Below are 21,593 nucleotides of genomic sequence, written 5' to 3' on the forward strand. Positions count from 1 at the left end.
CCGACATGGCCCGAGTCCCCCTCGTCGACGCGGAGGACCTCCCGGAGGAGTTCCGCTACTGCCTCTCCCGTCCGATCTCGATTCTCCGCGCGCTCGGCAACGCTCCCGGAGCGCTCCACGCCCACCACGAGTACGCCGAGTGGATCCGCTGGCGATCCCGTCTCGACCCTCGATTGCGACAGCTCGTGATCATCGAGGTCGGGCTGCTCACCGAGAGCGATTACGAGTATTCGCACCACGTGGCGCTCGGCCATCGGTTCGGCGTCGAGGACGCCGATGTCCGCGAGCTCGTCGCAGTGCTCGAAGGCGGTGGGAACGACTACTTCACCCCCGCGGAGCTCGCCGCATTCCGCCTGACCCGAGAACTTGTCGAGGAGCGCGAGGTCCGCGACCCGGCATGGCGCGATGCGGAATCGCTGCTGGGCACGGAGCTCGTCACGGAGGTCGCGGCCATCGCCGGGTTCTACCTCTACGTGGCCACGATGATCCGGGTGCTGCGGGTGGAGGTCGAACCCGAATACCGGGCGTTGCTGCCCCGCCCTGCGCGCCCCGCCGAAGACGACAGGTCGGGGCGGTAGCCGCGAAGCACGACGCGAAACGGCCCGCCGAGCCTCGAGCTCGGCGGGCCGTTCGGCGCGCGCGGCTAGGCGAAGCTGTCGCCGAAGATCCAGCCGAACAGCGCCTGCGCGAAGAGCAGGCCCGCGAGGAGATTGACGATCGTGCCGGCGAAGAACACGAGCACGGGCTTCCACCCCGCCTCCTTGAGCGCGCCGAAGCGGAACTCGAGGCCGATCGAGACGAAGGCGAGCGTGAAGAAGAGCGTCTGCAGCGACTTGGCCGCGTCCACGCCCGCGGCGAGCCAGCCGCCGTCCGCGTTCGCCTCGGGGAACAGCGAGGCGAGCACCGACACGATGATCGAGGCGAGCACGAAGCCGATCACGAACTTGGGGAAGCGCTCCCACACCTGGCCCCAGCCCGAGCGGGCGACCGACTTGACGTCGACGTTCGCGGGCCGGTCCACCTTGAGCGTGAAGTAGATCGAGAGCGCCACCGCGACGAAGCCGATGAGCGCGTTCTGGATCATCTTGACGATCGACGCGTACTCGAGCACCTCCTCGCCCGCGACCGCGCCGGCGGCGGTCACCGCCGCGGTGGTGTCGATGTTGCCGCCGATCCACGCGCCCGTGACCACGGGCGAGAGGCCGAGCACCTGGGCCAGCCAGGGCAGCAGGAAGATGGCCGGCAGCGCGAACACGATCACGAGGCCCGCGACGTACGCGAGCTGTTCCTTCTTGGCATGCACCGCGCCGGCCGCGGCGACCGCGGCCGAGACGCCGCAGATCGAGAGCGCGGAGGCGAGCAGCGCCCGCAGGTGCGGGGCGAGCCCGATGATGCCGGCGAACCACCAGGTGAAGAGGAAGACCGTGGTGATGAGCAGCAGCGCCTGGATGATGGCGGGCAGCCCCATCTCCAGGATCACACTGATGTTCACCGTGGCGCCGAGGAGCACCAGGCCGATCTTGATGAAGAACTCGGTGCGGAATCCTCCCGAGAGGCGGTCGCGCACGCCGAGCGCGGAGAGGATGCCGTTGAAGGCGAACCCGAGCGCGATCGCGTACACGGGGAATTCGACGGACTTGGCGATCGGCCCGAACCAGGTGTCGGCCGTCCAGTCGGGCACGCGGCTCGTCAGCACGCTGACGACGATCGCCAGCAGCACCGTGATCGCGAGCCCCGCGACGGTGCCGAGCGCCGAGCGCGGCGCCTCCGCCGGCGCCTCGACGCCGCCCGCCTCGGCCTGCTTCGTCTGCGCGGGCATCAGAACCACCCCCCGATGTTCGGGATGATGCCGCCGAGGCACAGCAGCACGAGCGCGGTGCCGACGATGGTCGCCCACCAGTCCTCGTTCAGCGAGAACTTGCCGTGGGAATCGGGCGCTTCGACTTCGGTGGGCGGGATATCGACGTAGTCCTGCCGGTCGGTGTTGGCCATGGGGCTCCTCGATGCTGTCGACGCTGGGGGCGGTTGCGCCTCCAGTGTGCCCGCTCGCAAGCCACAGGCAAAACCGGTGACGCAACAATCAGTAATTGTAGCTGGAGAAGGTGAACGGCTGGGAACGGGAATCGACGCGACCAGCCGCCCCCAAACATCCCGTCCTAGACTCTTCCGCCTATGCAGGAATTCTTCGATCAGATCTTTGAGGCGCTCGGCCCCTTCCTCCCTCTCATCCAGATCGCGCTGATCATCATCGGCGCCTGGCTCGCGAACCGGCTCATGCGGTGGGTCATCCGCCGCTTCGTGAACGGCATCGTCGACGGCGTCAAGCGCAAGCGCGGCGTCGACGACACCCAATCGCTGCAGCTCGGCTCGCCCCTGGCGTCGGTGCGCACCGTGCAGCGGGCCCGCACGATCGGCCAGGTGCTCTCGAGCATCCTCGGCGTGGTGATCGTCGTGATCGCCGCCATGTGGTGCATCGGCATCATCAGCCCCACGTTCCTCTCCTCCCTCGCCCTGCTGTCTGCGGCGCTCGGCGCCGGCCTCGGCTTCGGCGCGCAGAAGATCGTCGGCGATGTGCTCAACGGGCTCCTCATGGTGGTCGAGGACCAGATCGGCGTGGGCGACGAGGTCGACCTCGAGTACGCGAGCGGCGTGGTGGAGGCGGTCGGCGTGCGCGTCACCGAGGTCCGCGACGTCTACGGGCAGCTCTGGTACGTCCGCAACGGCGAGATCCAGCGCGTGGGGAACAACTCGCAGGGCTGGAACCGCGCGGTGATCGACCTCGCGGTCCCCTTCGACGAGGATCGCGAACGCGCCGAGCGGACGATGCTCACCGCGGCGCAGGAGCTCACGAAGGATCCCGAGTGGATGCTCAAGCTCCTCGAGGAGCCGCAGGTGTGGGGCCTCGAGACGCTCTCCGCCGAGGCCGTCATCATCCGGCTCGTGGCCAAGACCTCGCCCGGCGACCGCTGGGGCGTGCAGCGCGAGCTCCGCTCGCGCATCCAGGCCGCCCTGAAGCGCGAGGGCATCACGCTGCCGGCCATGAACACGATCATCTTCGACGGCCCGAACGGCAGCGCCGTCCGACCCGGCAAGGGCGTGCAGGACCGCCAGCAGATGCAGCAGCAGTCGGACGAGGGCACCCTCCCGCCCGCCGAGTAGTCCCGCGGCCGCCGGCACGGCTTAGGGTGGAGTGATGAACGATTCGCCCGCGCTCGCCACGGTCTACGACGAAGTCGGCGGGATGGACGCCTTCGAGGAGCTGACCCGCCGCTTCTACGACGACGTCCAGGCCGACGAGGTGCTGTGGCCGATGTACCCCCAGGAGGACCTCGAGGGCGCCATCTGGCGGCTCAGCCGATTCCTGGCGCAGTACTGGGGCGGGCCCCCGATCTACTCCGCCGAGCGCGGGCACCCCCGGCTGCGGATGCGGCACATGCCCTTCCACGTCAATCCGGATGCCCGGCGACGCTGGCTCACCCATATGACCGCGGCGGTGGAGTCCATGGACTTCCCGCCGATAGTCCGCGCCCAGATGCTCGAGTACTTCGACCGCGCGGCGACCGCGATGGTGAACACCTTCGAGCCGACCCCGGAAGCGAAGTAGGCCCCGTGACCCGTCGGCCCACGCGGGTGTTCGTCGCGCTCGGACTGCTCGGCATCACCCTCCTCGCCCTCAACCTACGCACCGCCGTCTCCAGCTTCTCCCCCATCGCCCACATCGTCGGCGAGGAGATCCCCCTGAGCCCCATCGCCCTCGGCGTCATCGGCATGCTGCCGCCGCTCGTCTTCGCCCTCGCCGGAATCATCACCCCCGTGCTGAGCCGCCGGCTCTCGCTCGAGGCGATCGTCGTCGCGAGCCTCGCCGTCATGGTCGCCGGATTCGCCCTGCGCTCGCTCGCGACGAGCGCCTGGACGATCGGCCTCGGCACCGTGATCGCCCTGCTGGGCATGGGCATCGGCAACGTGCTCATGCCCGCCATCGTCAAGGCCCGCTTCCCGAAGCACATCGGCCCGCTCTCCTCCTTCTACGTGATCGTCATCGCGGTGTCGGCGTTCCTGCCCCCGCTGTTCGCGGCGCAGCTCGCCGAGGGCCAGGGCTGGCGCATCTCCCTCGCGTTCTGGGGCGCCGTGGCCGCGTGCTCCGTGATCCCCTGGATCATCCTGTGGGCCACGGACCGGAATTCGAGCGCGATCGGGTCGAGGTCCAAGGCCGCCGCGCCGAGCCCCGCCCGGTCCCGGACGGCCTGGACGATCGTGGCGCTGTTCGGCGTGTGCTCGCTCGGCTCCTACGCGCTCTTCGCGTGGCTGCCGCAGCTGCTCGTCGAGTTCAAGGGGCTCGACCCCATCGCCGCGAACCTCCAGCTCAGCCTCTACGCCATCCTCGGCGTCCCCGCCGCCCTCATCGCCCCGGCGATCGTCACCAACGGGCGCTTCATCCGGCCCGCGGCGATCGCGGGCGTGCTGCTCTGGGCCGGCGGCTTCCTCGTGATCCTGCTCGGCCCGGCCTCCGCAGTGACCTGGGGCGTCGCGATGACCGGGCTCGGCCAGCTGCTCTTCCCGATGTCCCTCACCCTCATCGGCGTCCGCGCCGCGACCGTGGCGGGGGCGGCGCGGCTGAGCAGCTTCGTGCAGGGGTGGGCGTACATGATCGCCGCCACCGGGCCGCTCATCGTCTCGATCCTGCAGAGCCTCACCGGCTCCTGGACGCCCGCCCTCGTCTTCCTCGTCGTCGTGACGCTGGCCGCCCTGCCCGCCGCACTGCTCGTGGACCGGCCGAACGACTACGAGGCCGGCGTCACCGCCCCCGCCGAGCGGAAGGCCTGATGGGATCGCCGCGCAGGCCCGCGTGGTTGCTCGTCGCACTGGGGCTCCTCGGCATCACCCTCCTCGCCCTCAACCTCCGCACCGCCGTCTCCAGCTTCTCCCCCATCGCCCACATCGTGGGCGAGGAGATCCCCCTGAGCCCCATCGCCCTCGGCATCATCGGCATGCTCTCGCCGCTCGTCTTCGCCGCGGCGGGGCTGGTCGCGCCGCTGCTCACCCGGCGATGCTCCCTGGAGGCGACCGTCGTGACGAGCCTCGCGATCATCATCGCCGGCTTCCTGCTGCGCTCGCTGGCGGGCAGCGCGCTGCTCATCGGGTTGGGCACCGCCGTCGCCCTGCTCGGCATGGGCCTCGGCAACGTCGTCATGCCCGCGATCGTGAAGGCCCGCTTCCCGAACCATATCGGCCCGCTCTCCTCCTTCTACGTCATCGTCATCGCGGTCTCGGCCTTCCTGCCGCCGCTCATCGCCGCGCAGCTCGCCGAGGGGCACGGCTGGCGCGTCTCCCTCGCGTTCTGGGGCGGCCTCGCGGTGGCCGCACTCGTCCCGTGGGTCGCGCTCTGGGCATCGGATCGCCGGACCGCGGCCGCGGGCGGCCCGGTCCGCCGCGCCAAGGCGGATCCCATCCGCTCGAAGACCGCGTGGACCATCGTCGTGCTCTTCGGCATCTGCTCGTTCGGCTCCTTCACGGTCTTCGCGTGGCTGCCGCAGCTGCTCGTCGAGTTCAAGGGGCTCGACCCCATCGCCGCCAACCTGCAGCTCAGCTTCTACGCCATCCTCGGCATCCCCGCCGCCCTCATCGCCCCCGCCGTCGTCACCCGCGGACGCCATATCCGCTCCGTCGCGGTGCTCGGCGTGGCGTTCTGGGCGGGCGGATTCACGCTCATCCTGACGCTGCCGGCATCGCTCGTCGGATGGGGTGTGGCCGCCACCGGGCTCGGCCAGCTGCTCTTCCCGATGTCCCTCACCCTCATCGGCGTCCGCGCCGCCACCGTGCCGGGCGCGGCGAAGCTGAGCGGCTTCGCGCAGGGATGGGCCTACGTCATCGCCGCGCTGGGGCCGCTCTCGATCTCGATCGTCCGGAGCCTCACCGGCTCGTGGGACGCTCCGCTCGTGCTGCTCATCGTCGTCTCGCTCATCGCGCTGCCCGCGGCGCTGCTGCTGAACCGGCCGAACGACTACGAGCCCGAGGCGCCCCGCCTGTCCGGCTGACGGGACGGAGCGGGACCGCCATAGTGCCCCTATCGGCAGTCGGCCGGGCCTGCATCTATATACGTGCTCGAACGGGTATCTCAATCACCCTCAACGAATTCGGGGACCACGCTGCTGCTCGCTTGTGAAGCTCACGCTGCGCATCGTCCGACGATGCGAATGCGGAGAGCACATGATCTACTCCTCCTGTTTCGTCCTGCACGAGCAGATGCACCATGGCGTCATCGCACGAATCCGAAGCGGGCTGCACCGGCACCTCGTAGAACGCCCGGTCATGGTCGGGATCTGTATCGCGCCCCTGATCTAGGACCCGATATGCCAACGTCTCATCAGTTCCGGCGTATGCAAGCCGATCACGCCCGTCGCGAGCCAGGTCCTCCACGATGAGGATGCTTCGCAAGGCCCTCATCGCTCAGTCCAACCGACAGCTCGCTTCGCGAACCATTTGCTCACCGGTACTCCTGTCCTCGCCCAGACGACGCTATCAGGCGACAGTATTCGCTACCGTGCAGAAAGCCGCCCCTCGCGGATGACCATCGTCCGGTCCGCGATGCGCTCCGCCTCGGACTCGTCATGGGTCACGTGCACCGCGCTCGTGCCCGTCTCGGCGAGGATGCGCCGCAACTCGTCCGCCAGCCGTTCCCGCAGCGCCCGGTCGAGCGCCGAGAGCGGCTCGTCGAGCAGCAGCAGCTCGGGCTCCCTCGCGAGCGATCGCGCGAGCGCCACCCGCTGCGCCTGGCCGCCCGAGAGCGTCTGCACCGACCGCCCGCCGAAGCCCTCGAGTCCCACGAGCGCGAGCATCGCCTCGACCCGGTCGCGGATCTCCTGCCGGCTCCGCCCCTCCCCCTCGAGCCCGTAGGCGATGTTGCGGCCCACGCTGCGGTGCGGGAAGAGCTGGCCGTCCTGGAACACCATGCCGATGTTGCGCCGGTGCACCGGCACCGCGTCGATCGCGCGCCCCCTCATGCGGATCTCGCCCGCAGTCACGCGTTCGAGCCCGGCGATACCGCGCAGGAGCGTGGACTTGCCGGAGCCGGAGGGGCCGAGCAGCGCGAGGATCTCCCCCGACGCGAGCTCGAGGTCCGCCCCGTCGACCGCGACGAAGCCGTCCGGATACGAGATCTGCACCCCGCGCAGCTCGAGCGCCGGCGCGTCGTTCTCTACCATCCCTGTCCCTCCCTCACGCCGCGCGGCCGGAGCCGTTCGCAGACGATCATGACCGTCGCGGTCACGACGGCGAGGATGACCGCTCCCGCGAGCGCCATCCCGTAGTTGTCGGCCCCCGGGCGTCCCAGCAGCCGGACGATGAGCACGGGCAGCGTCACGTAGTTCGGCGACGCGAGGAAGCTCGTCGCCCCGAATTCCCCGAGCGAGACCGCGAACGCGAATCCCGCCGCGAGCCCGAGCCCGCGCACCAGGAACGGGCCGTCCACCGTGCGCAGCACCCGCCCCGGCGAGGCGCCGAGCGTCATGGCCGCCTCGCGCAGCCGCGGGTCGATCGCGCGCAGCACGGGCACGAGCGACCGGACCACCAGCGGCAGCGCCACGACCGCCTGGGCGAGCGGAACCAGCAGCCCCGAGTGGGCCAGCTGGGGCGACCACGCCTGCAGGGACACGATGAAGCCGAACCCCACGGTGACGGCGGAGACGCCGAGCGGCAGCATCACCGCGCCGTCGATGACGCGCTGCGTGCGCAGCACCCCCGGGCTCCGCGACCGGCGCGAGAGCACGAGCGCGAGAGGGATGCCGATGACGAGCGCGATCACGGCGGCGTCGAGCGCGATGCGCAACGAGTGCTCGAGCGCCTGCAGCACGGTGGCCCCGCCCGCGAAGCCGGATCCGCTCGTCGCCAGCAGCGCGTAGTTGCCGAGGCTCCACTCCCCGCCGCGCTGGAACGAGCGGACCACGAGCGCGGCGAGCGGCGAGAGGATGAGGATCCCGATGGTCGCGAAGGTGATCGCCGCCGGCCACGCGTCGGCGCGGCCGAGCGGCGCGTCCTTCGTCTCGCGCAGGCGCAGCGACGTCTCGGTGCCGAGCCGCACCCGGTTCGACACGATCACGGCGGCGAGGACGATGAGGAACTGCAGGATCGACAGCACCGCCGCGACCGGCAGGTCCAGGTGCACCCTCGTCTGCAGGTAGATCTCGGTCTCGAGCGTGCCGTAGCCGGGGCTGCCGAGCGTGAGGACGATGCCGAAGGCGGTCGAGCAGTAGAGGAACACGAGGCTGCCCGCGGAGGCGATCGCCGGCCCCAGTCGCGGCAGCGTGACGGTGCGGAAGGCACGGAAGGGGGAGGCGCCGAGCGTCCTCGCCGCCTCCGCGGTGCGCGGGTCGAGCGTGGCCCACAGCGTGCCGACCTGGCGTACGACGACGGAGAAGTTGAAGAAGATCATCGCGAGCACGACGGCCGTGGTCGTCCCGTCGAGGCCGAGGAAGCCGAGCGGACCCCGCTCGGAGAGCAGCGCGCGGAACGCCATGCCGACCACCACGGTCGGCAGCACGAACGGCACGGTGGCGAGTCCGCGCAGCACCGCGCGGCCCGGGAAGCGGCAGCGGTACAGGATGTAGGCGCCGGGGATGCCGAGCAGCACGGAGCCGAGCGTGCCCGCGAACGCCATCCACAGCGTCTGCGCGAGGATGCGGTAGGTCCGCCCCGCGCCCAGCACGTCGCCGAAGGCGCCGAGGTCGACCCGCCCGTCGGCCACGATGCCCCGGAGGAGGATCGCGCCGACCGGCCAGGCGAAGAAGACGGCGAGGAAGGCGAGCGGCACGGCGATCGCGACGGTCCACGCGATACGCGCGGGGATCCGCCGCAGCCGGCCGCCCGGCTCGAGTCCCGCCCTGGTCACCGGTGTCAGCCGCCGACGTTCTCGTAGAGCGAGGTCCAGTCCTTGAGCCACGCCTCGCGGTGCTCGGCGACCTCGGCGAGGTCGGGCTCGATCGGGCTCTCGACGAGGCTCGCGTGCTCCGACCACGTCTCGGGCAGCGCGATCGAGTCGTCCACGGGGTACATGTACATGTTCTCCGGCAGGCCGGTCTGGAAGTCCTCCGCGAGGAGGAAGTCGATGAAGGCCTGCGCGCCCTCGGGGTTCGCGGCGCCCTCGACCACGCCCGCGTACTCGACCTGCGGGGTGCAGGACGCCTCGAGCACGCCGGTCGCCCCGCCCGCCTCGGCCGGCGAGGAGGAGTAGCTCAGCACGAGCGGGTAGTCGCCCTCGCCCTCGGCTCCGGAGAAGTCGACGAAGTAGGCGTCCGACCATCCGGAGGCGACCTTGGCGCCGTTCTCGAGCATGCGCTGCCAGAAGTCCTCCCAGTCGCCGCCCTGCTCGGCGATGGTGGCGACGAGGAACGCGAGCCCGGGCGAGGACATCGCCGGGTTCGTGGTCACGAACAGCGGGGCGTACTCGGGACTCGCGAGGTCCTCGAGCGTGGTCGGCTCGGGGACGCCGTTCTCCTCGAACCATGCATGGTCGATGTTCACGCACACCTGGCCCTGATCCACGGGCGTGAGCAGGTCGTCGACCATGAGCGGCTGCGCCGATTCCGGGAGCTGCTCCGAGACGTAGGGCGCGAGCACGCCCGCGTCCACGAGCGTCTGCGTGGAGTAGTTCTCGATGCCGTAGACGCCGTCCACCGTCGGGGCGTCGGCGGCGAGCACGAGCTGGTTCACCACGACACCGGCGTCGCCGGGGGCCGTGGTCTGCAGCGTGTAGCCGCTCTGCTCCTCGAACGCCGCGATCTGCTCGTCCGTGATCACGAACGAGTCGTGCGTGAGGATCGTGACGGTGCCGCCCTCGCCGGTCGACGCCCCGCCCGAGAGCTGGTCGACGGCCGAGCAGCCGGTCATGACGAGCGCCGCCGCGGTGATCGTGGCGGCCATGGTGATTCGACGCATCGCTGTTCCTCCATCCGTACGGATGGGCCCGTGCCGCGCCGTTCGCGTCACGAGGAGAGATCCCGACTTCCTTCGCCGGTGCTAACCGGGCAGGTTCGAGGGTCTGCGCATTCGCACTCTCAGCGCCCGGAGGCGCTCCCCTGTCGTCGGACCCCACTCTACCCACTCGGGGCCCGCGCCGCGAAACCCCGGAAAACGCGGCGCTCCCCGGACCGTGCGCGCACGGTCCGGGGAGCGCTCGGGCGGAGGCCTAGACGACGCCCTGGGCGATCATCGCCTCGACCACCTTGGTGAAGCCGGCGATGTTGGCGCCGAGGACGTAGTCGCCCTCGCTGCCGTAGTCGGCCGCGGTCTTGCGGCACACGTCGTGCACCGAGACCATGATCTCGTCGAGCCGCGTCTCCGTGTACTCGAAGGACCACGAGTCGCGCGAGGCGTTCTGCTGCATCTCGAGGGCGCTGGTGGCGACGCCGCCGGCGTTCACGGCCTTCGCCGGCCCGAAGAGCACCGAATCGCTCTCGCGCAGCAGCGTCGCGGCGTCGGCGGTGCAGGGCATGTTCGCGCCCTCCGCGACCACCTGCACGCCGTTCTCGATGAGCGCGCGGGCCGAGGCCTCGTCGAGCTCGTTCTCGGTGGCGCAGGGCAGCGCGACGTCCACCGGCACGCGCCACAGGTCGCTCAGCGTCTCGTGGAACTCGACGCGGCTGCTGCGGCGGTCGGCGTACTCGCGGATGCGGGCGCGCTCGGTGAGCTTGACCTGCTTGAGCAGTTCGAGGTCGATGCCGTCGGGGTCGTGCACGACGCCGGAGGAGTCGGATGCGGTGACCACCTTCGCGCCGAGCTGCTGGGCCTTCTCGATCGCGTAGATCGCGACGTTGCCCGAGCCGGAGACCGAGACGGTCTTGCCCTCGAAGCTCTCGTTGCGGGTGCGGAACATCTCGCGCGCGAAGAAGATCGTGCCGTAGCCCGTGGCCTCCGGGCGCACGAGCGAACCGCCCCAGGAGAGGCCCTTGCCCGTGAGCACGCCGGCCTCGAACCGGTTCTGGATGCGCTTGTACTGGCCGAAGAGGTAGCCGATCTCGCGGCCGCCGACGCCGATGTCGCCGGCGGGGACGTCGGTGTACTCGCCGATGTGGCGCGAGAGCTCCACCATGAAGGACTGGCAGAACGCCATGATGTCGCGGTCGGAGCGGCCGCGCGGGTCGAAGTCGGAGCCGCCCTTGCCGCCGCCGATCGGCAGCCCGGTGAGGGCGTTCTTGAAGATCTGCTCGAACCCGAGGAACTTGACGATGCTGAGGTTCACCGACGGGTGGAAGCGCAGGCCGCCCTTGTAGGGGCCGAGCGCCGAGTTGTACTCGACGCGGAAGCCGCGGTTGATGTTGATCTTGCCGTTGCTGTCGACCCAGGGCACTCGGAAGATGATCTGGCGCTCGGGCTCGCACAGGCGCTGCACGATGTCCTGCTCCAGATACTCGGGGTGGCGCTCGAGCACCGGTCCCAGCGAATCCAGGACCTCTGCCACGGCCTGGTGGAACTCGGGCTCGCCCGCGTTGCGGGCGAATACTTCGCGCTTGAGGTTCTCAATAGTCGAGTGCATTGACGTCACAGGGCGAATTCCTTTCTCGGCCGTTCGAAACAGCCACGAATTAGGAGTCTAGTCCGCATCATGGGAACTCGTCACCACAAATCTCAATCGCGGCGTCGGATCACGACATTTCCCGCCTCGAAGCCGAGGCGCCACCAGCCCGGGGCCTCGGAGAGCCGCGCCGGCGCGGGCGAGTTGAGGAAGCCGAGCGCGTGCGCCGCGAAGGCCGCCCCGGCGGGCGGGAGCGGCTGGTCGGGGACCGTCTCGGATCCTCGCGGCTCGCCCGTGTCGTCGCGGCGCCGCGCCTTGCGGATGCGCGCGCGCTCGGGCAGCGGCCGCGTCCATGCGGCGGTGCGGACCTGCTCGGCGAGCAGCTGCCCGAGGCCGCCGCTCGTGCGCTCCCCGACCTCGGCGATCCCGTCCTCGGCCACGGCCGCGAGCGCGCTCGAGGAGAGCAGCCCGGTGGAGCGCCAGCCGGCGAGCGGCGGCCGCACCCCCGCCCAGGACTCGTGCGGCCGCTCCGAGGGCAGCAGCAGGCTCAGCGCCTCGGCGTCGTCCGCGGGGGTGCGCGCGAGCCGGTCGAGCATGCCGCGCAGCGGCACGACCATGTCGATCGCGTCGCCGTCGAAGTCGTCGGCCTCGGTGGATTCGACCCGGGCGGCGATGCCGCGCACGCCCATCACGAGGGGCGAGTCGGTGAGGATGCCCGCGGGTCGCAGCACCGGCACCCACAGGGCGACGCCGGCGGGCACCGACTGCAGCCGGAGCCCGCCGTCCTCGATGCGCCCGGCCCGGCCGAGATAGGTCGCGAGGTCCTCGCGCACCTGCCGGTCCTCGAGGTAGAGGATGGCGGGCATCTACCCGGCCCCGGTGCTGCGGCGGCGCGGCCGGTCGACGCGCATGGGCGAGGGCTCGCCGGCGAAGGGCAGCCAGGCCTCGCGCTCGACGGCGTTCACCCTGCGGGGGCGGCCGGTCGCCGTGTCGATGAACACGAGGGTGCTGCGGGCGAGGGCGTGGAGCTGCCGCTCGGGAGCGCCGACGGGGCTCCACACCTCGTAGGAGACCTCGACCGAGGCCGCGGAGAGGTCGCTGAGCCAGATCTGCACGTCCAACGGCTCGTGGCCGTACGGGATGGGAGCCCGGTACTCCACCTCCTGCCGCTGGATGAGGGTGTGGGTGGCCGACTCCGCCTGGGCGTCGACCACCGCGAGCGGCCGCTCAGGGCTCGGGTCGTCGGGGTGCACGCGCCAGAACGCGATCGTGCGGGACTCCTCGAGCAGCGTCAGCAGCGTCGCGTTGTTCACGTGGTTGTAGGCGTCCAGATCGCGCCAGCGCACCTGGACGCCCACGTGGTACCGCCGCTCCCCGTCGCGGCTCCCCGATACCCGGCCCGGCTGCATCAGTCGCGCGTGAGCTTCCGGTAGGTGACGCGCGAGGGCTTCGCGGCCTCGGCGCCCAGGCGCTCGATCTTGTTCGCCTCGTAGCCCTCGAAGTTGCCCTCGTACCAGTACCAGTTCGAGGGGTTCTCCTCGGTGCCCTCGTAGGCGAGGATGTGGGTCGCGACGCGGTCGAGGAACCACCGGTCGTGGGTGATGACCACGGCGCAGCCGGGGAACTCGAGCAGCGCGTTCTCGAGGCTCGAGAGGGTCTCGACGTCGAGGTCGTTGGTGGGCTCGTCGAGCAGCAGCAGGTTGCCGCCCTGCTTGAGCGTCATCGCGAGGTTGAGCCGGTTGCGCTCGCCGCCCGACAGCACGCCCGACTTCTTCTGCTGGTCGGGGCCCTTGAAGCCGAAGGAGGAGACGTAGGCGCGCGAGGGGATCTCGACCTTGCCGACCTGGATGTAGTCGAGCCCGTCGGAGACGACCTCCCAGACGTTCTTCTCGGGGTCGATGCCGGCGCGGTTCTGGTCGACGTACGAGATCTGCACGGTCTCGCCGATCTTGAGGTCGCCGCCGTCGAGGGACTCGAGGCCGACGATGGTCTTGAACAGCGTGGACTTGCCGACGCCGTTTGGGCCGATGATGCCGACGATGCCGTTGCGGGGCAGCGAGAAGCTCAGGTCGCCGAAGAGCACGCGGTCGCCGAAGCCCTTCTTGAGGTCCTCGGCCTCGATCACGACGTTGCCGAGGCGCGGCCCCGGCGGGATCTGGATCTCCTCGAAGTCGAGCTTGCGGGTGCGCTCCGCCTCCGCGGCCATCTCCTCGTAGCGGGCGAGGCGCGCCTTCGACTTGGCCTGTCGGCCCTTCGTGTTCGAGCGGACCCACTCGAGCTCCTCCTTGAGGCGCTTGGCGAGCTTGGCGTCCTTCTTGCCCTGGACCTGCAGGCGCTCCTGCTTCTTCTCGAGGTAGGTCGAGTAGTTGCCCTCGTACGGGTAGAGCCGCCCGCGGTCGACCTCCGCGATCCACTGCGCGACGTGGTCGAGGAAGTACCGGTCGTGGGTGACGGCGATGACCGCGCCGGGGTACTTCTGCAGGTGCTGCTCGAGCCAGAGCACGCTCTCGGCGTCGAGGTGGTTGGTGGGCTCATCGAGCAGCAGCAGGTCGGGCTTCTCGAGCAGGAGCTTGCACAGCGCCACGCGGCGCCGCTCGCCGCCCGAGAGGTTGGTGACGGGCTCGTCGGCGGGCGGGCAGCGGAGCGCGTCCATCGCCTGCTCGAGCTGGGAGTCGAGGTCCCACGCATCGGCCGCGTCGATCGCGGTCTGCAGCGTGCCCATCTCCTCCATGAGCGCGTCGAAGTCGGCGTCGGGGTCGGCCATCTCGGCCGAGATCTCGTTGAAGCGGTCGATCTTGCCCTTGATCTCGGCGACGCCCTCCTCGACGTTCTCGCGGACCGTCTTCTCCTCGTTCAGCGGCGGCTCCTGCAGCAGGATGCCGACCGTGAAGCCCGGGGTCAGGGTCGCGTCGCCGTTCGAGGGCTCGTCCAGGCCCGCCATGATCTTGAGGATGGTCGACTTGCCGGCGCCGTTCGGGCCGACCATGCCGATCTTGGCGCCCGGGTAGAACGACATCGTGACGTCGTCGAGGATGAGCTTGTCGCCCACCTTCTTGCGGGCGCGGACCATCTGATAAATGTACTCAGCCATAGTTTCCAGTCTTCGAGAGCCCAGTCCGGGCGAGCGGATGAAAGCGGTTCGGCCCGCGAAGGGCCCGCCCGAACCTTATCAGCCGTGGCCTGCCGGACGGCCCGAACGGCGGAAGCCGTCCGCTCCTGGCGAAGGGGCGGACGGCTTCCGGATCGTGCGCGGGGCGGCTAGCCCTTCTTCACGACGAGCATCGAGCCGGTCTCGCTGAACTCGTCCTCGATCTCCTGGTTGTGCTTGTAGGTGAGGAGGCTGACCACGACCGCCGCGAGGAGCGCGAGCGCGAACGCGGGCAGGAGCTCGTAGAGGCCGATGCCGAGCGCGCCGTCGACCGCCTTCCAGATGAACACCACGGCGGTGCCCACCACCATGCCCGCGAGGGCGCCCCAGTTGGTGAGCTTGCGCCAGTAGAGGCTGAGCAGCACGATCGGGCCGAATGCGGCGCCGAAGCCCGCCCACGCGAAGCTCACGAGGCCGAGCACGGTGTCGTTCGGGTTGATGGCCAGCAGCGCCGCGATGATGGCGATGAGCAGCACGCCGACACGGCCGAGGACGACGAGCGTCTTCTTGGAGGGCTGCTCCTTGCGGATCGCGCGGTAGATGTCCTCCACGAGCGCCGAGGAGCAGACGATGAGCTGGCTCGAGAGCGTGCTCATGATGGCCGCGAGCACCGCGGCGAGCACGAGGCCGGCGACGAGCGGGTGCAGCAGCACTTGCGCCAGCAGCAGCACGACGGTCTCCGGATCCTGCGGGGCGCCGCCGAACTTGTCGAAGTACGCGATCGCGATGAGGCCCGCCCCGACCGCTCCGAGGAGCGATACGAACTGCCACGAGGTGCCGATGCGGCGAGCGGTGGCCGCCTCCTGCGGCGAGCGGAGCGCCATGAAGCGCACGATGATGTGCGGCTGGCCGAAGTAGCCGAGCCCCCACGCGAGGCCCGAGACGATGGCGAGCACGACCGCCGTGGTCGCGAGCTCTCCCCCGCCGAAGAACGAGAGCGCCTCGGGCTTGACATCGCCGATGATCGTCGCGGTCTCGCCGATCCCGCCGATGGTGAAGATGGCGATGACGGGGACCACGACGAGGGCGGTGACCATCATCAGCCCCTGGACCACGTCGGTGAGCGAGGCGCCGAGGAAGCCGCCGAAGAGGGTGTAGGCGAGCGTCACGAGCGTCACGATGATCATGCCCACGAGGTACTCGCCGCCGAAGGCGCTCTCGAAGAACTTGCCGCCCGCCACCATGCCGGACGAGGCGTAGAGCGTGAAGAAGACGAGGATGATCACGCTCGAGAGCGTGCGGAGGATGCGGCTGCGGTCGCGCGTGCGGTTCTCGAAGAAGCTGGGGATCGTGATCGAGTTCTTCGACACCTGCGTGTACGCGCGCAGTCGCGGCGCGACGAGGCGCCAGTTGAGGTACGAGCCGATGAGCAGGCCGATGGCGATCCAGGATTCGACGAGGCCGCTGACGAGGATCGCGCCAGGGAGGCCCATGATGAGCCAGCCGGACATGTCCGAGGCGCCGGCGCTGAGCGCCGCGACCCAGGGCGGCAGCCCTCGCCCGCCGATCATGTAGTCCTCGTGGTCGCTCGTCTTCCGGAACGCCAGATAACCGATCAGCAGCATCGCCGCCATGTAGATTCCGAGGGCTATGTAGAGGTAGACCTGGTCGGACATCTCGATGTCACCTTTCTGAGTGTTCGTCCCGCCGTCGGCGGGCGGCCTCATTAGGACCAAACGACTCAGCTTAGAGTAAGCCGGGATTTCGTCCAAAGCGAACAGGCGGCCGGCCGGCGTCGGGGCGGGGAGCATCGGCGGCGGTGCCGCCCGCTCGCCCGCGGGACTACCAGTCGATCTCCTGCGTCTTGCCGACCAGGCAGTTGCCGGTGCTCATGGGGGCGACGACATCGGAGGCGTAGCCGTGGGTGCCGGTCTGGCCGATGAGGCACTGCTCGTCCGGCATCTTGACCGAGACGATCACGAAGTCGGCGTCCAGATCGACCGTGGTGCGGTCGAAGGTCACCTCCATCCGGCCCTTGTCGAACCCGGCGTCCACGAGGGCGTTCACCATCTCGTGCGACTTCGCCTCGGGATTCGCCTCGAGGAGCTGCTCGAGCGTCGCGTCGAAGTAGGCCTTGTTCTCCTCGGCTCCGCCGCCCTCCACGAAGGTGGGCGCCGGGGCGTCCGTCGCCGCCGCGGTATCGGTGGGACCGGGTTCGGGGGCGTCGGAGGCGCAGCCGGCGAGGGCCAGTCCGCCGACGAGCAGCGAGGCGACGGCGGCGAGGGTACGGGACGATGGCACAGGGGTCCTTCCGAGGGGCCGAGCGAACCACTCGACTCTAGACAATTCCGCTGACGCGATGGTGGACCCGCGGGCGACGGCCCGGCCAGCCCTGACCGACTCTGCGTTTCCGGCCGGGCCGTCGCCGCCGGGCGCCGTCAGAACGGCGCCTCGGCATACTCGTCATGACTCGATACCAGACCTCCCTCCGACTGCTGCGCCTCGGATCCGTCGGCCTCGGCGCCGGCGGACCGCCCCTCGACGTTCCCGGTGCCCTCCGGTTCCGGGCCGCCCGAGGGCACGAGCGGCTCGGCTCCGGCCAGCACGCCCGCCAGCGCGTCCGGGCTCGCGGTCGCGCCGGCCGCGAGCCCGCCCGCGCCCGGCGAAGCCCACCGCCCGGCCTCGCGATCGGCCTGCCCCGGCCGCTTCGTCGCGGTCGCCGTCTGGAAGGAGAGATCGTGCCCCGCCGAATTGGCGATGATCTCGACCTGCGTGCCCTGCGAGTTGTCGTCGCGCGTATAGCTGCTGATGCGCAGCTTGCCCGCGACGATCACGCGCTGCCCCTTCTCCAGCGACGCCTTCGTGTTGGTCGCGAGGCGGCCCCAGCAGGTCACCGAGTACCAGTTGGTGTGGTGGTCCTCCCACTCGTTCGAGCCGGCCACGCGGCGGCGCTCGCTGCTCGCGATGCGGAACGTCGTGCGGTTGAGCCCGTCGCCCACGACCCGGTGCTCCGGATCGGTGCCGAGCGTGCCGGTCACCGTGATGAAATCGGTCATCTCTGTTCTTTCCCTTCTTCCGCACCGCGCGCCGATCGCGCCGTGCCGGTCGTCCACGAGGCGGCCCGGCGAGCCGTACCGTGCGGGTCTACTGCTCGCCGGGCTCGGGAACAGTGTGCCGGGGTACCTCGGCGCCTGCCGGGGCGGTCGGCGCCGCTGTGGGCTCGCCGATTTCCACAGCCGCTCCGGAAGGCGCGAGGCGCATCCGGGCGTGTGGATCCGTCGACACGGCCGGGGAGACGACCGCGGGGCCGCCGTCCCGTCATCGTGTCGATGACGGGACGGCGGCCCCGCGGGGATGCCGGGCCCGCGGCCGGCTAGACGAGCCCCTCCGAGATGCGGCTCGGCGTGCCGAAGCGGTGGGCGGTGATGGACACGGCCTGCTCGTGCAGGTGCGGCAGCATCTCGACGCGGCCGGCGCGGACGACCTCGCCACCGTAGACCGCGATGTCGGGCTTGCCGTCGGCCGCCTCGTAGACGGCCGCGACCTCGGCCTCGCGGCTCGGCCCGGCGACCACGCGGATGCGGGCGCTCGCGTTCGGGCCGTCCTGCTCGGCGAGCCGCGCGACGTGGGCGCGCCACGCGTCGTCGTCCTCGAACCGCACGGCCACGCCGGCGGCCTCCAGCGCCTCGAGGACCGGCTCGGGCAGCGCCACCGGGGTGCTGACCTCGGGCTTCGCGCCGGCCGCGAGTCCGGCCGCGATGGCGCGCACCGAGTGGTGCACGGGCGCATCCGCGGCGAGGCGGATCGTCGCGTCCACGGGGCGGTAGCGCAGCAGGTTGCGCTCGATGCCGAGCTGCGAGGCGTCGCGCGCGATGCCGAACTCGTCCTCCCAGGCGTGCGCGTCCGAGCTCGCGGCGGCGCCCAGCCATTCGAGCTCCTCGCCGGAGACGCCCGCTCGCTCGGCCGCGCCGAGGAGCGAGGCGGCCGCGGGCCGGGGCGCACCGGCAGGCGCGGAGACCGGCGCGTCCGTCCAGTCCCCGAGGCCGTGGAGGTAGTTCGGCCCGCCCGCCTTGGTGCCCGCGCCGATGGCCGACTTCTTCCAGCCGCCGAAGGACTGCCGGCGCACGATCGCACCGGTGATGCCGCGGTTGACATAGAGGTTGCCCGCCTGGACGCGCTCGAGCCAGCGGTCGATCTCGTCCCGGTCGAGCGAGTGGAGGCCGCTCGTGAGCCCGTACTCGATCTCGTTGACCATGTCGATGGCCTCGTCGAGCGTGTCGGCCGTCATGACGCCGAGGATCGGGCCGAAGTACTCGGTGAGGTGGTATTCGGAGCCGCGTCGCACGCCCGCGCGCACGCCCGGGGTCCAGAGCTTGACCCCGCCCTCGCCGTCCTTCGACAGCGGTCCGGCGTTCTCGACCGGCCGCGGCTTGACGATCCACTGCTCGCCCTCGCCGAGCGTGGTGAGGCCGCGCAGCAGCTTGCCCTCGGGCTTCCCGATGATGGGGCCCATCTGCGTGCGGAGGTCGTCCGGCGTGCCGACCTTGAGCGACTTCACCGCGTCGATGAGCTGGCGGTTGAACCGCTTGGACTTCGCCACCGAGCCGACGAGGATCACGAGCGAGGCGGCCGAGCACTTCTGCCCGGCGTGGCCGAACGCGGAGTTGACCACGTCCTTCGCCGCGAGGTCGAGGTCGGCGTTGGGCGTCACGATGATCGCGTTCTTGCCGCTCGTCTCGGCGAGGATCGGCAGGTCCTTGCGGAGCTCGCGGAACTTCACCGCGGTCTCGTACGCGCCGGTCAGGATGAGGCGGTCGACGCGCTCGTCGGCGACGAGCGCGGAGCCGAGCGAACGGTCGCCGAACTGCACGTACTGCAGCACGTCGCGGGGCACGCCGGCCTCCCAGAGCGCCTCGATCATGACCGCGCCGGTGCGAGCCGCCGCCGAGGCGGGCTTGAAGACGACCGCGCTGCCCGCCGCGAGCGCCGCGAGCGCGCCGCCCGCGGGGATCGCCGTCGGGAAGTTCCAGGGCGGGATGACCGCGGTGAGCTTCTTCGGGTGGTACTTTGCGCCGTCGACCCGCTCGACCTCCTGGCCGAGCGCGGCGTAGTAGTGCGCGAAGTCGATCGCCTCGCTCACCTCGGGGTCGCCCTGGTCGAGCGTCTTGCCGCACTCGGAGCCCATGACCTCGAGCAGCTCGGCGCGGCGCGCCTCGAGCCGCTCGCCGGCGCGGTGGAGGATGCGGGTGCGCTCCTCGACGCCGAGCGCCTGCCATTCCTCCGCCGCCGCGAGGCCGCGCGAGACGACCTCCTCGAGCCCCTTCGCATCGCGGATGCGCGAGGACTCGACGAGCTCGGAGCCGAGCTCGGACTCCGCCATGCGCTCGGCGATGGCGCGCCCCCACGCACGGTTGCCGGGCAGGTCCGGGTCCGTGTCGGGCGTGTTCTCGAAGCCCTCGTAGCCGGCCCGCACGAGCGCCTCGACCCGGGCCTGGGCGCCGGCCTCGTCGTACTCGTTGCGGTTCTGGAGCCGGTTGGGCTCCGGCACGCGGTAGTTCGCGGCGTCGCCGTCGGCCGTGATCGCCTCGAGGTCCTCGAGCGAGGCGAGGAAGCGCTGCTTCTCGCGCTCGAACAGGGCGCTGTTCTCGTTGAGCTCGAAGACGGCCGACATGAAGTTCTCCTGGCTCGCGCCCTCCTCGAGACGGCGGATGAGGTACGCGATCGCGACGTCGAACTCCTCGGGGTGCACGATCGGGGTGTAGAGCAGCAGCGAGCCGACCTCGCGCTTGACCGCCTCGGCCTGACCGGTCGCCATGCCGAGCAGCATCTCGACGTCCATGCCCGCCGTCGCGCCCCGCGCCTTGGCGAGCAGCCACGCGAGCGCGACGTCGAACAGGTTGTGGCCCGCGACGCCGATGCGGACGTGCTTCGTGCGCTCGGGGGTGAGGGCGTAGTCGAGCACGGCCTTGTAGCTCGTGTCGGTGGCCTGCTTCGAGTGCCAGACGGCGCAGGGCCACCCGTGGATCGCGGCCTCCACCTGCTCCATCGGCAGGTTGGCGCCCTTCACGACGCGCACCTTGATGTTCGCGCCGCCGGCGGCCATGCGCTCGGCGGCCCACTCCTGCAGGTGCATCATCGCGCCGAGCGCGTCGGGCAGGTAGGCCTGCAGCACGATGCCCGCGTGGAGGTGCTTGAACTCCTCGCGGTCGAGCAGGCGCGTGAAGACCTCGATGGTGAGGTCGAGGTCCTTGTACTCCTCCATGTCGAGGTTGATGAACTTGTTCGGGCTCGCGGCGGCGGCCTTGCGGAACAGCGGGATGAGCTGCTCCTGGATGTTCTCGACGGCCTCGTCGAAGGACCAGTGGTTGTGCGGTGCGACCGTGGAGGAGACCTTGATCGAGACGTAGTCGATGTCGTCGCGCTCGAGGAGGCGGTGGGTGCCCGCGAGGCGCCGCTCGGCCTCGGCCTCGCCGAGGATCGCCTCGCCGAGGAGATTGATGTTGAGCTGGACGTCGTCCTTCTTGATCTTCGCGATCGCCTTGCCGAGCTTCGCGTCGGAGGCGTCGATGATGAGGTGGCTCACCATCTGGCGCAGCACCTTGCGGGCGATGGGCACCACGATGCCGGGCAGCGGCCTCGAGAAGGCCCCGCCGAGGCCGATGGCGCCGCGCAGCGGCGCGGCGAGGAACTTCGGCGTGAGCGGGGTGAGCTCCTTCAGCGCCTTGCCCGCGGCGCCGAGATCCTCGGGGCGGACGACGCCGTCGACGAAGCCCACGGTGAAGGCGAGGCCGTTCGGGTCCTTGAGCACGCCGGCGAGGCGCGTGGCCGAGGCGTCGGCGGGGATCTCCGCCGCTTCGCCGAGCCAGCGGCGGACAAGCTGAATCGCGTCGTCCGCGAGGTCCTGCGGGCGAATCTGGGATGACACATTCTGCGTAGTCACGAGCAGCCTTTCAGAGGTCGGGTGCGTACACCGATGAGGCCTCCGCGCACGTGCCGGAT

18 protein-coding genes and 1 riboswitch are annotated in these 21,593 nt (G+C 70.5%); of the genes, 5 read left to right on the forward strand and 13 right to left on the reverse strand.

From position 1 onward, the window contains the following. The first annotated feature begins 5 nt into the window (after positions 1-5). Positions 6-578 (forward strand): carboxymuconolactone decarboxylase family protein, encoded by a 573-nt coding sequence (locus FM112_RS01815; protein WP_087002647.1) that lies wholly within the window; start codon positions 6-8, stop codon positions 576-578. Positions 579-643: 65 nt separating this feature from the next. Here the strand turns inward: FM112_RS01815 and FM112_RS01820 are convergent, their stop codons facing one another. Next, positions 644-1,819, reverse strand: a complete 1,176-nt coding sequence (locus FM112_RS01820) for a YeiH family protein (protein ID WP_087002650.1) — start codon at positions 1,817-1,819, stop codon at positions 644-646. Next, the gene (locus FM112_RS17050; RefSeq protein ID WP_176386626.1) at positions 1,819-1,992 is read right to left on the reverse strand and encodes a hypothetical protein; all 174 of its coding nucleotides are present in this window, start codon (positions 1,990-1,992) and stop codon (positions 1,819-1,821) included. The genes FM112_RS01820 and FM112_RS17050 overlap by 1 nt, the downstream gene beginning before the upstream one ends. Positions 1,993-2,172: 180 nt before the next feature. Between FM112_RS17050 and FM112_RS01825 the strand changes: the two genes are divergently transcribed. Genes FM112_RS01825 through FM112_RS01840 form a run of 4 tightly spaced genes read left to right on the forward strand, consistent with a single transcriptional unit; the run spans position 2,173 to position 6,035 of the window. Continuing rightward, positions 2,173-3,159, forward strand: a complete 987-nt coding sequence (locus FM112_RS01825) for a mechanosensitive ion channel family protein (protein WP_087002652.1) — start codon at positions 2,173-2,175, stop codon at positions 3,157-3,159. A 34-nt stretch (positions 3,160-3,193) separates the two neighbouring features. Further along, on the forward strand, positions 3,194-3,604 hold the full coding sequence (locus FM112_RS01830; protein ID WP_087002654.1) for a globin: 411 nt from the start codon (positions 3,194-3,196) through the stop codon (positions 3,602-3,604). A 5-nt stretch (positions 3,605-3,609) separates the two neighbouring features. Next, entirely contained in the window at positions 3,610-4,824 is a 1,215-nt protein-coding gene (locus FM112_RS01835) for a CynX/NimT family MFS transporter (RefSeq protein WP_087002656.1), read from the forward strand. Continuing rightward, complete coding sequence (locus tag FM112_RS01840; protein ID WP_087002658.1) at positions 4,824-6,035, forward strand: CynX/NimT family MFS transporter; 1,212 nt, start codon at positions 4,824-4,826, stop codon at positions 6,033-6,035. Before FM112_RS01835 ends, FM112_RS01840 begins: the two co-directional genes overlap by 1 nt. A gap of 501 nt (positions 6,036-6,536) precedes the next feature. On the opposite strand, the gene FM112_RS01845 is transcribed toward FM112_RS01840, so the two are convergent. The 11 genes from FM112_RS01845 to FM112_RS01895 form a co-directional block, all read right to left on the reverse strand. Beyond that, complete coding sequence (locus tag FM112_RS01845) at positions 6,537-7,202, reverse strand: ABC transporter ATP-binding protein (RefSeq protein ID WP_087002660.1); 666 nt, start codon at positions 7,200-7,202, stop codon at positions 6,537-6,539. Beyond that, positions 7,196-8,884 carry an iron ABC transporter permease gene (locus FM112_RS01850; protein ID WP_254910320.1) on the reverse strand — a complete coding sequence of 563 codons (1,689 nt, stop codon included), beginning with the start codon at positions 8,882-8,884 and terminating at the stop codon, positions 7,196-7,198. Before FM112_RS01850 ends, FM112_RS01845 begins: the two co-directional genes overlap by 7 nt. Before the next feature lie 5 nt (positions 8,885-8,889). Further along, complete coding sequence (locus FM112_RS01855) at positions 8,890-9,930, reverse strand: thiamine ABC transporter substrate binding subunit (RefSeq protein ID WP_087002661.1); 1,041 nt, start codon at positions 9,928-9,930, stop codon at positions 8,890-8,892. A gap of 50 nt (positions 9,931-9,980) precedes the next feature. After that, a riboswitch (TPP riboswitch) is annotated at positions 9,981-10,082 on the reverse strand. Positions 10,083-10,180: 98 nt separating this feature from the next. Beyond that, complete coding sequence (gdhA, locus tag FM112_RS01860; protein ID WP_087002663.1) at positions 10,181-11,527, reverse strand: NADP-specific glutamate dehydrogenase; 1,347 nt, start codon at positions 11,525-11,527, stop codon at positions 10,181-10,183. Positions 11,528-11,619: 92 nt separating this feature from the next. Further along, positions 11,620-12,372: a hypothetical protein gene (locus FM112_RS01865; protein WP_087002665.1), complete on the reverse strand. Its 753-nt coding sequence runs from the start codon at positions 12,370-12,372 to the stop codon at positions 11,620-11,622. Then, positions 12,373-12,915 carry a thioesterase family protein gene (locus tag FM112_RS01870; RefSeq protein WP_087002667.1) on the reverse strand — a complete coding sequence of 181 codons (543 nt, stop codon included), beginning with the start codon at positions 12,913-12,915 and terminating at the stop codon, positions 12,373-12,375. Next, on the reverse strand, positions 12,915-14,597 hold the full coding sequence (gene ettA, locus FM112_RS01875; protein WP_087002669.1) for an energy-dependent translational throttle protein EttA: 1,683 nt from the start codon (positions 14,595-14,597) through the stop codon (positions 12,915-12,917). Before ettA ends, FM112_RS01870 begins: the two co-directional genes overlap by 1 nt. A gap of 167 nt (positions 14,598-14,764) precedes the next feature. Then, positions 14,765-16,270, reverse strand: a complete 1,506-nt coding sequence (gene putP / locus FM112_RS01880; protein ID WP_087002672.1) for a sodium/proline symporter PutP — start codon at positions 16,268-16,270, stop codon at positions 14,765-14,767. A gap of 166 nt (positions 16,271-16,436) precedes the next feature. Then, complete coding sequence (locus tag FM112_RS01885; protein ID WP_087002674.1) at positions 16,437-16,895, reverse strand: hypothetical protein; 459 nt, start codon at positions 16,893-16,895, stop codon at positions 16,437-16,439. A gap of 137 nt (positions 16,896-17,032) precedes the next feature. Further along, positions 17,033-17,650, reverse strand: a complete 618-nt coding sequence (locus tag FM112_RS01890; RefSeq protein ID WP_087002676.1) for a single-stranded DNA-binding protein — start codon at positions 17,648-17,650, stop codon at positions 17,033-17,035. 317 nt (positions 17,651-17,967) lie between these two features. Next, on the reverse strand, positions 17,968-21,534 hold the full coding sequence (locus FM112_RS01895) for a bifunctional proline dehydrogenase/L-glutamate gamma-semialdehyde dehydrogenase (protein WP_087002679.1): 3,567 nt from the start codon (positions 21,532-21,534) through the stop codon (positions 17,968-17,970). Positions 21,535-21,593 lie beyond the last annotated feature (59 nt).

It is taken from the genome of Gulosibacter sp. 10 (assembly GCF_900163695.1).
GTDB lineage: Bacteria > Actinomycetota > Actinomycetes > Actinomycetales > Microbacteriaceae > Gulosibacter.

What these genes read in the sequence shown, in the direction of transcription:
- FM112_RS17050 (WP_176386626.1), bottom strand. Translation starts at nt 1,992, where the DNA reads ATGGCCAACACCGACCGGCAGGACTACGTCGATATCCCGCCCACCGAA.
- FM112_RS01870 (WP_087002667.1), bottom strand. Translation starts at nt 12,915, where the DNA reads ATGCAGCCGGGCCGGGTATCGGGGAGCCGCGACGGGGAGCGGCGGTAC.
- putP (WP_087002672.1), bottom strand. Translation starts at nt 16,270, where the DNA reads ATGTCCGACCAGGTCTACCTCTACATAGCCCTCGGAATCTACATGGCG.
- FM112_RS01845 (WP_087002660.1), bottom strand. Translation starts at nt 7,202, where the DNA reads ATGGTAGAGAACGACGCGCCGGCGCTCGAGCTGCGCGGGGTGCAGATC.
- gdhA (WP_087002663.1), bottom strand. Translation starts at nt 11,527, where the DNA reads ATGCACTCGACTATTGAGAACCTCAAGCGCGAAGTATTCGCCCGCAAC.
- FM112_RS01825 (WP_087002652.1), top strand. Translation starts at nt 2,173, where the DNA reads ATGCAGGAATTCTTCGATCAGATCTTTGAGGCGCTCGGCCCCTTCCTC.
- FM112_RS01890 (WP_087002676.1), bottom strand. Translation starts at nt 17,650, where the DNA reads ATGACCGATTTCATCACGGTGACCGGCACGCTCGGCACCGATCCGGAG.
- FM112_RS01820 (WP_087002650.1), bottom strand. Translation starts at nt 1,819, where the DNA reads ATGCCCGCGCAGACGAAGCAGGCCGAGGCGGGCGGCGTCGAGGCGCCG.
- FM112_RS01855 (WP_087002661.1), bottom strand. Translation starts at nt 9,930, where the DNA reads ATGCGTCGAATCACCATGGCCGCCACGATCACCGCGGCGGCGCTCGTC.
- FM112_RS01830 (WP_087002654.1), top strand. Translation starts at nt 3,194, where the DNA reads ATGAACGATTCGCCCGCGCTCGCCACGGTCTACGACGAAGTCGGCGGG.
- FM112_RS01840 (WP_087002658.1), top strand. Translation starts at nt 4,824, where the DNA reads ATGGGATCGCCGCGCAGGCCCGCGTGGTTGCTCGTCGCACTGGGGCTC.
- ettA (WP_087002669.1), bottom strand. Translation starts at nt 14,597, where the DNA reads ATGGCTGAGTACATTTATCAGATGGTCCGCGCCCGCAAGAAGGTGGGC.
- FM112_RS01815 (WP_087002647.1), top strand. Translation starts at nt 6, where the DNA reads ATGGCCCGAGTCCCCCTCGTCGACGCGGAGGACCTCCCGGAGGAGTTC.
- FM112_RS01865 (WP_087002665.1), bottom strand. Translation starts at nt 12,372, where the DNA reads ATGCCCGCCATCCTCTACCTCGAGGACCGGCAGGTGCGCGAGGACCTC.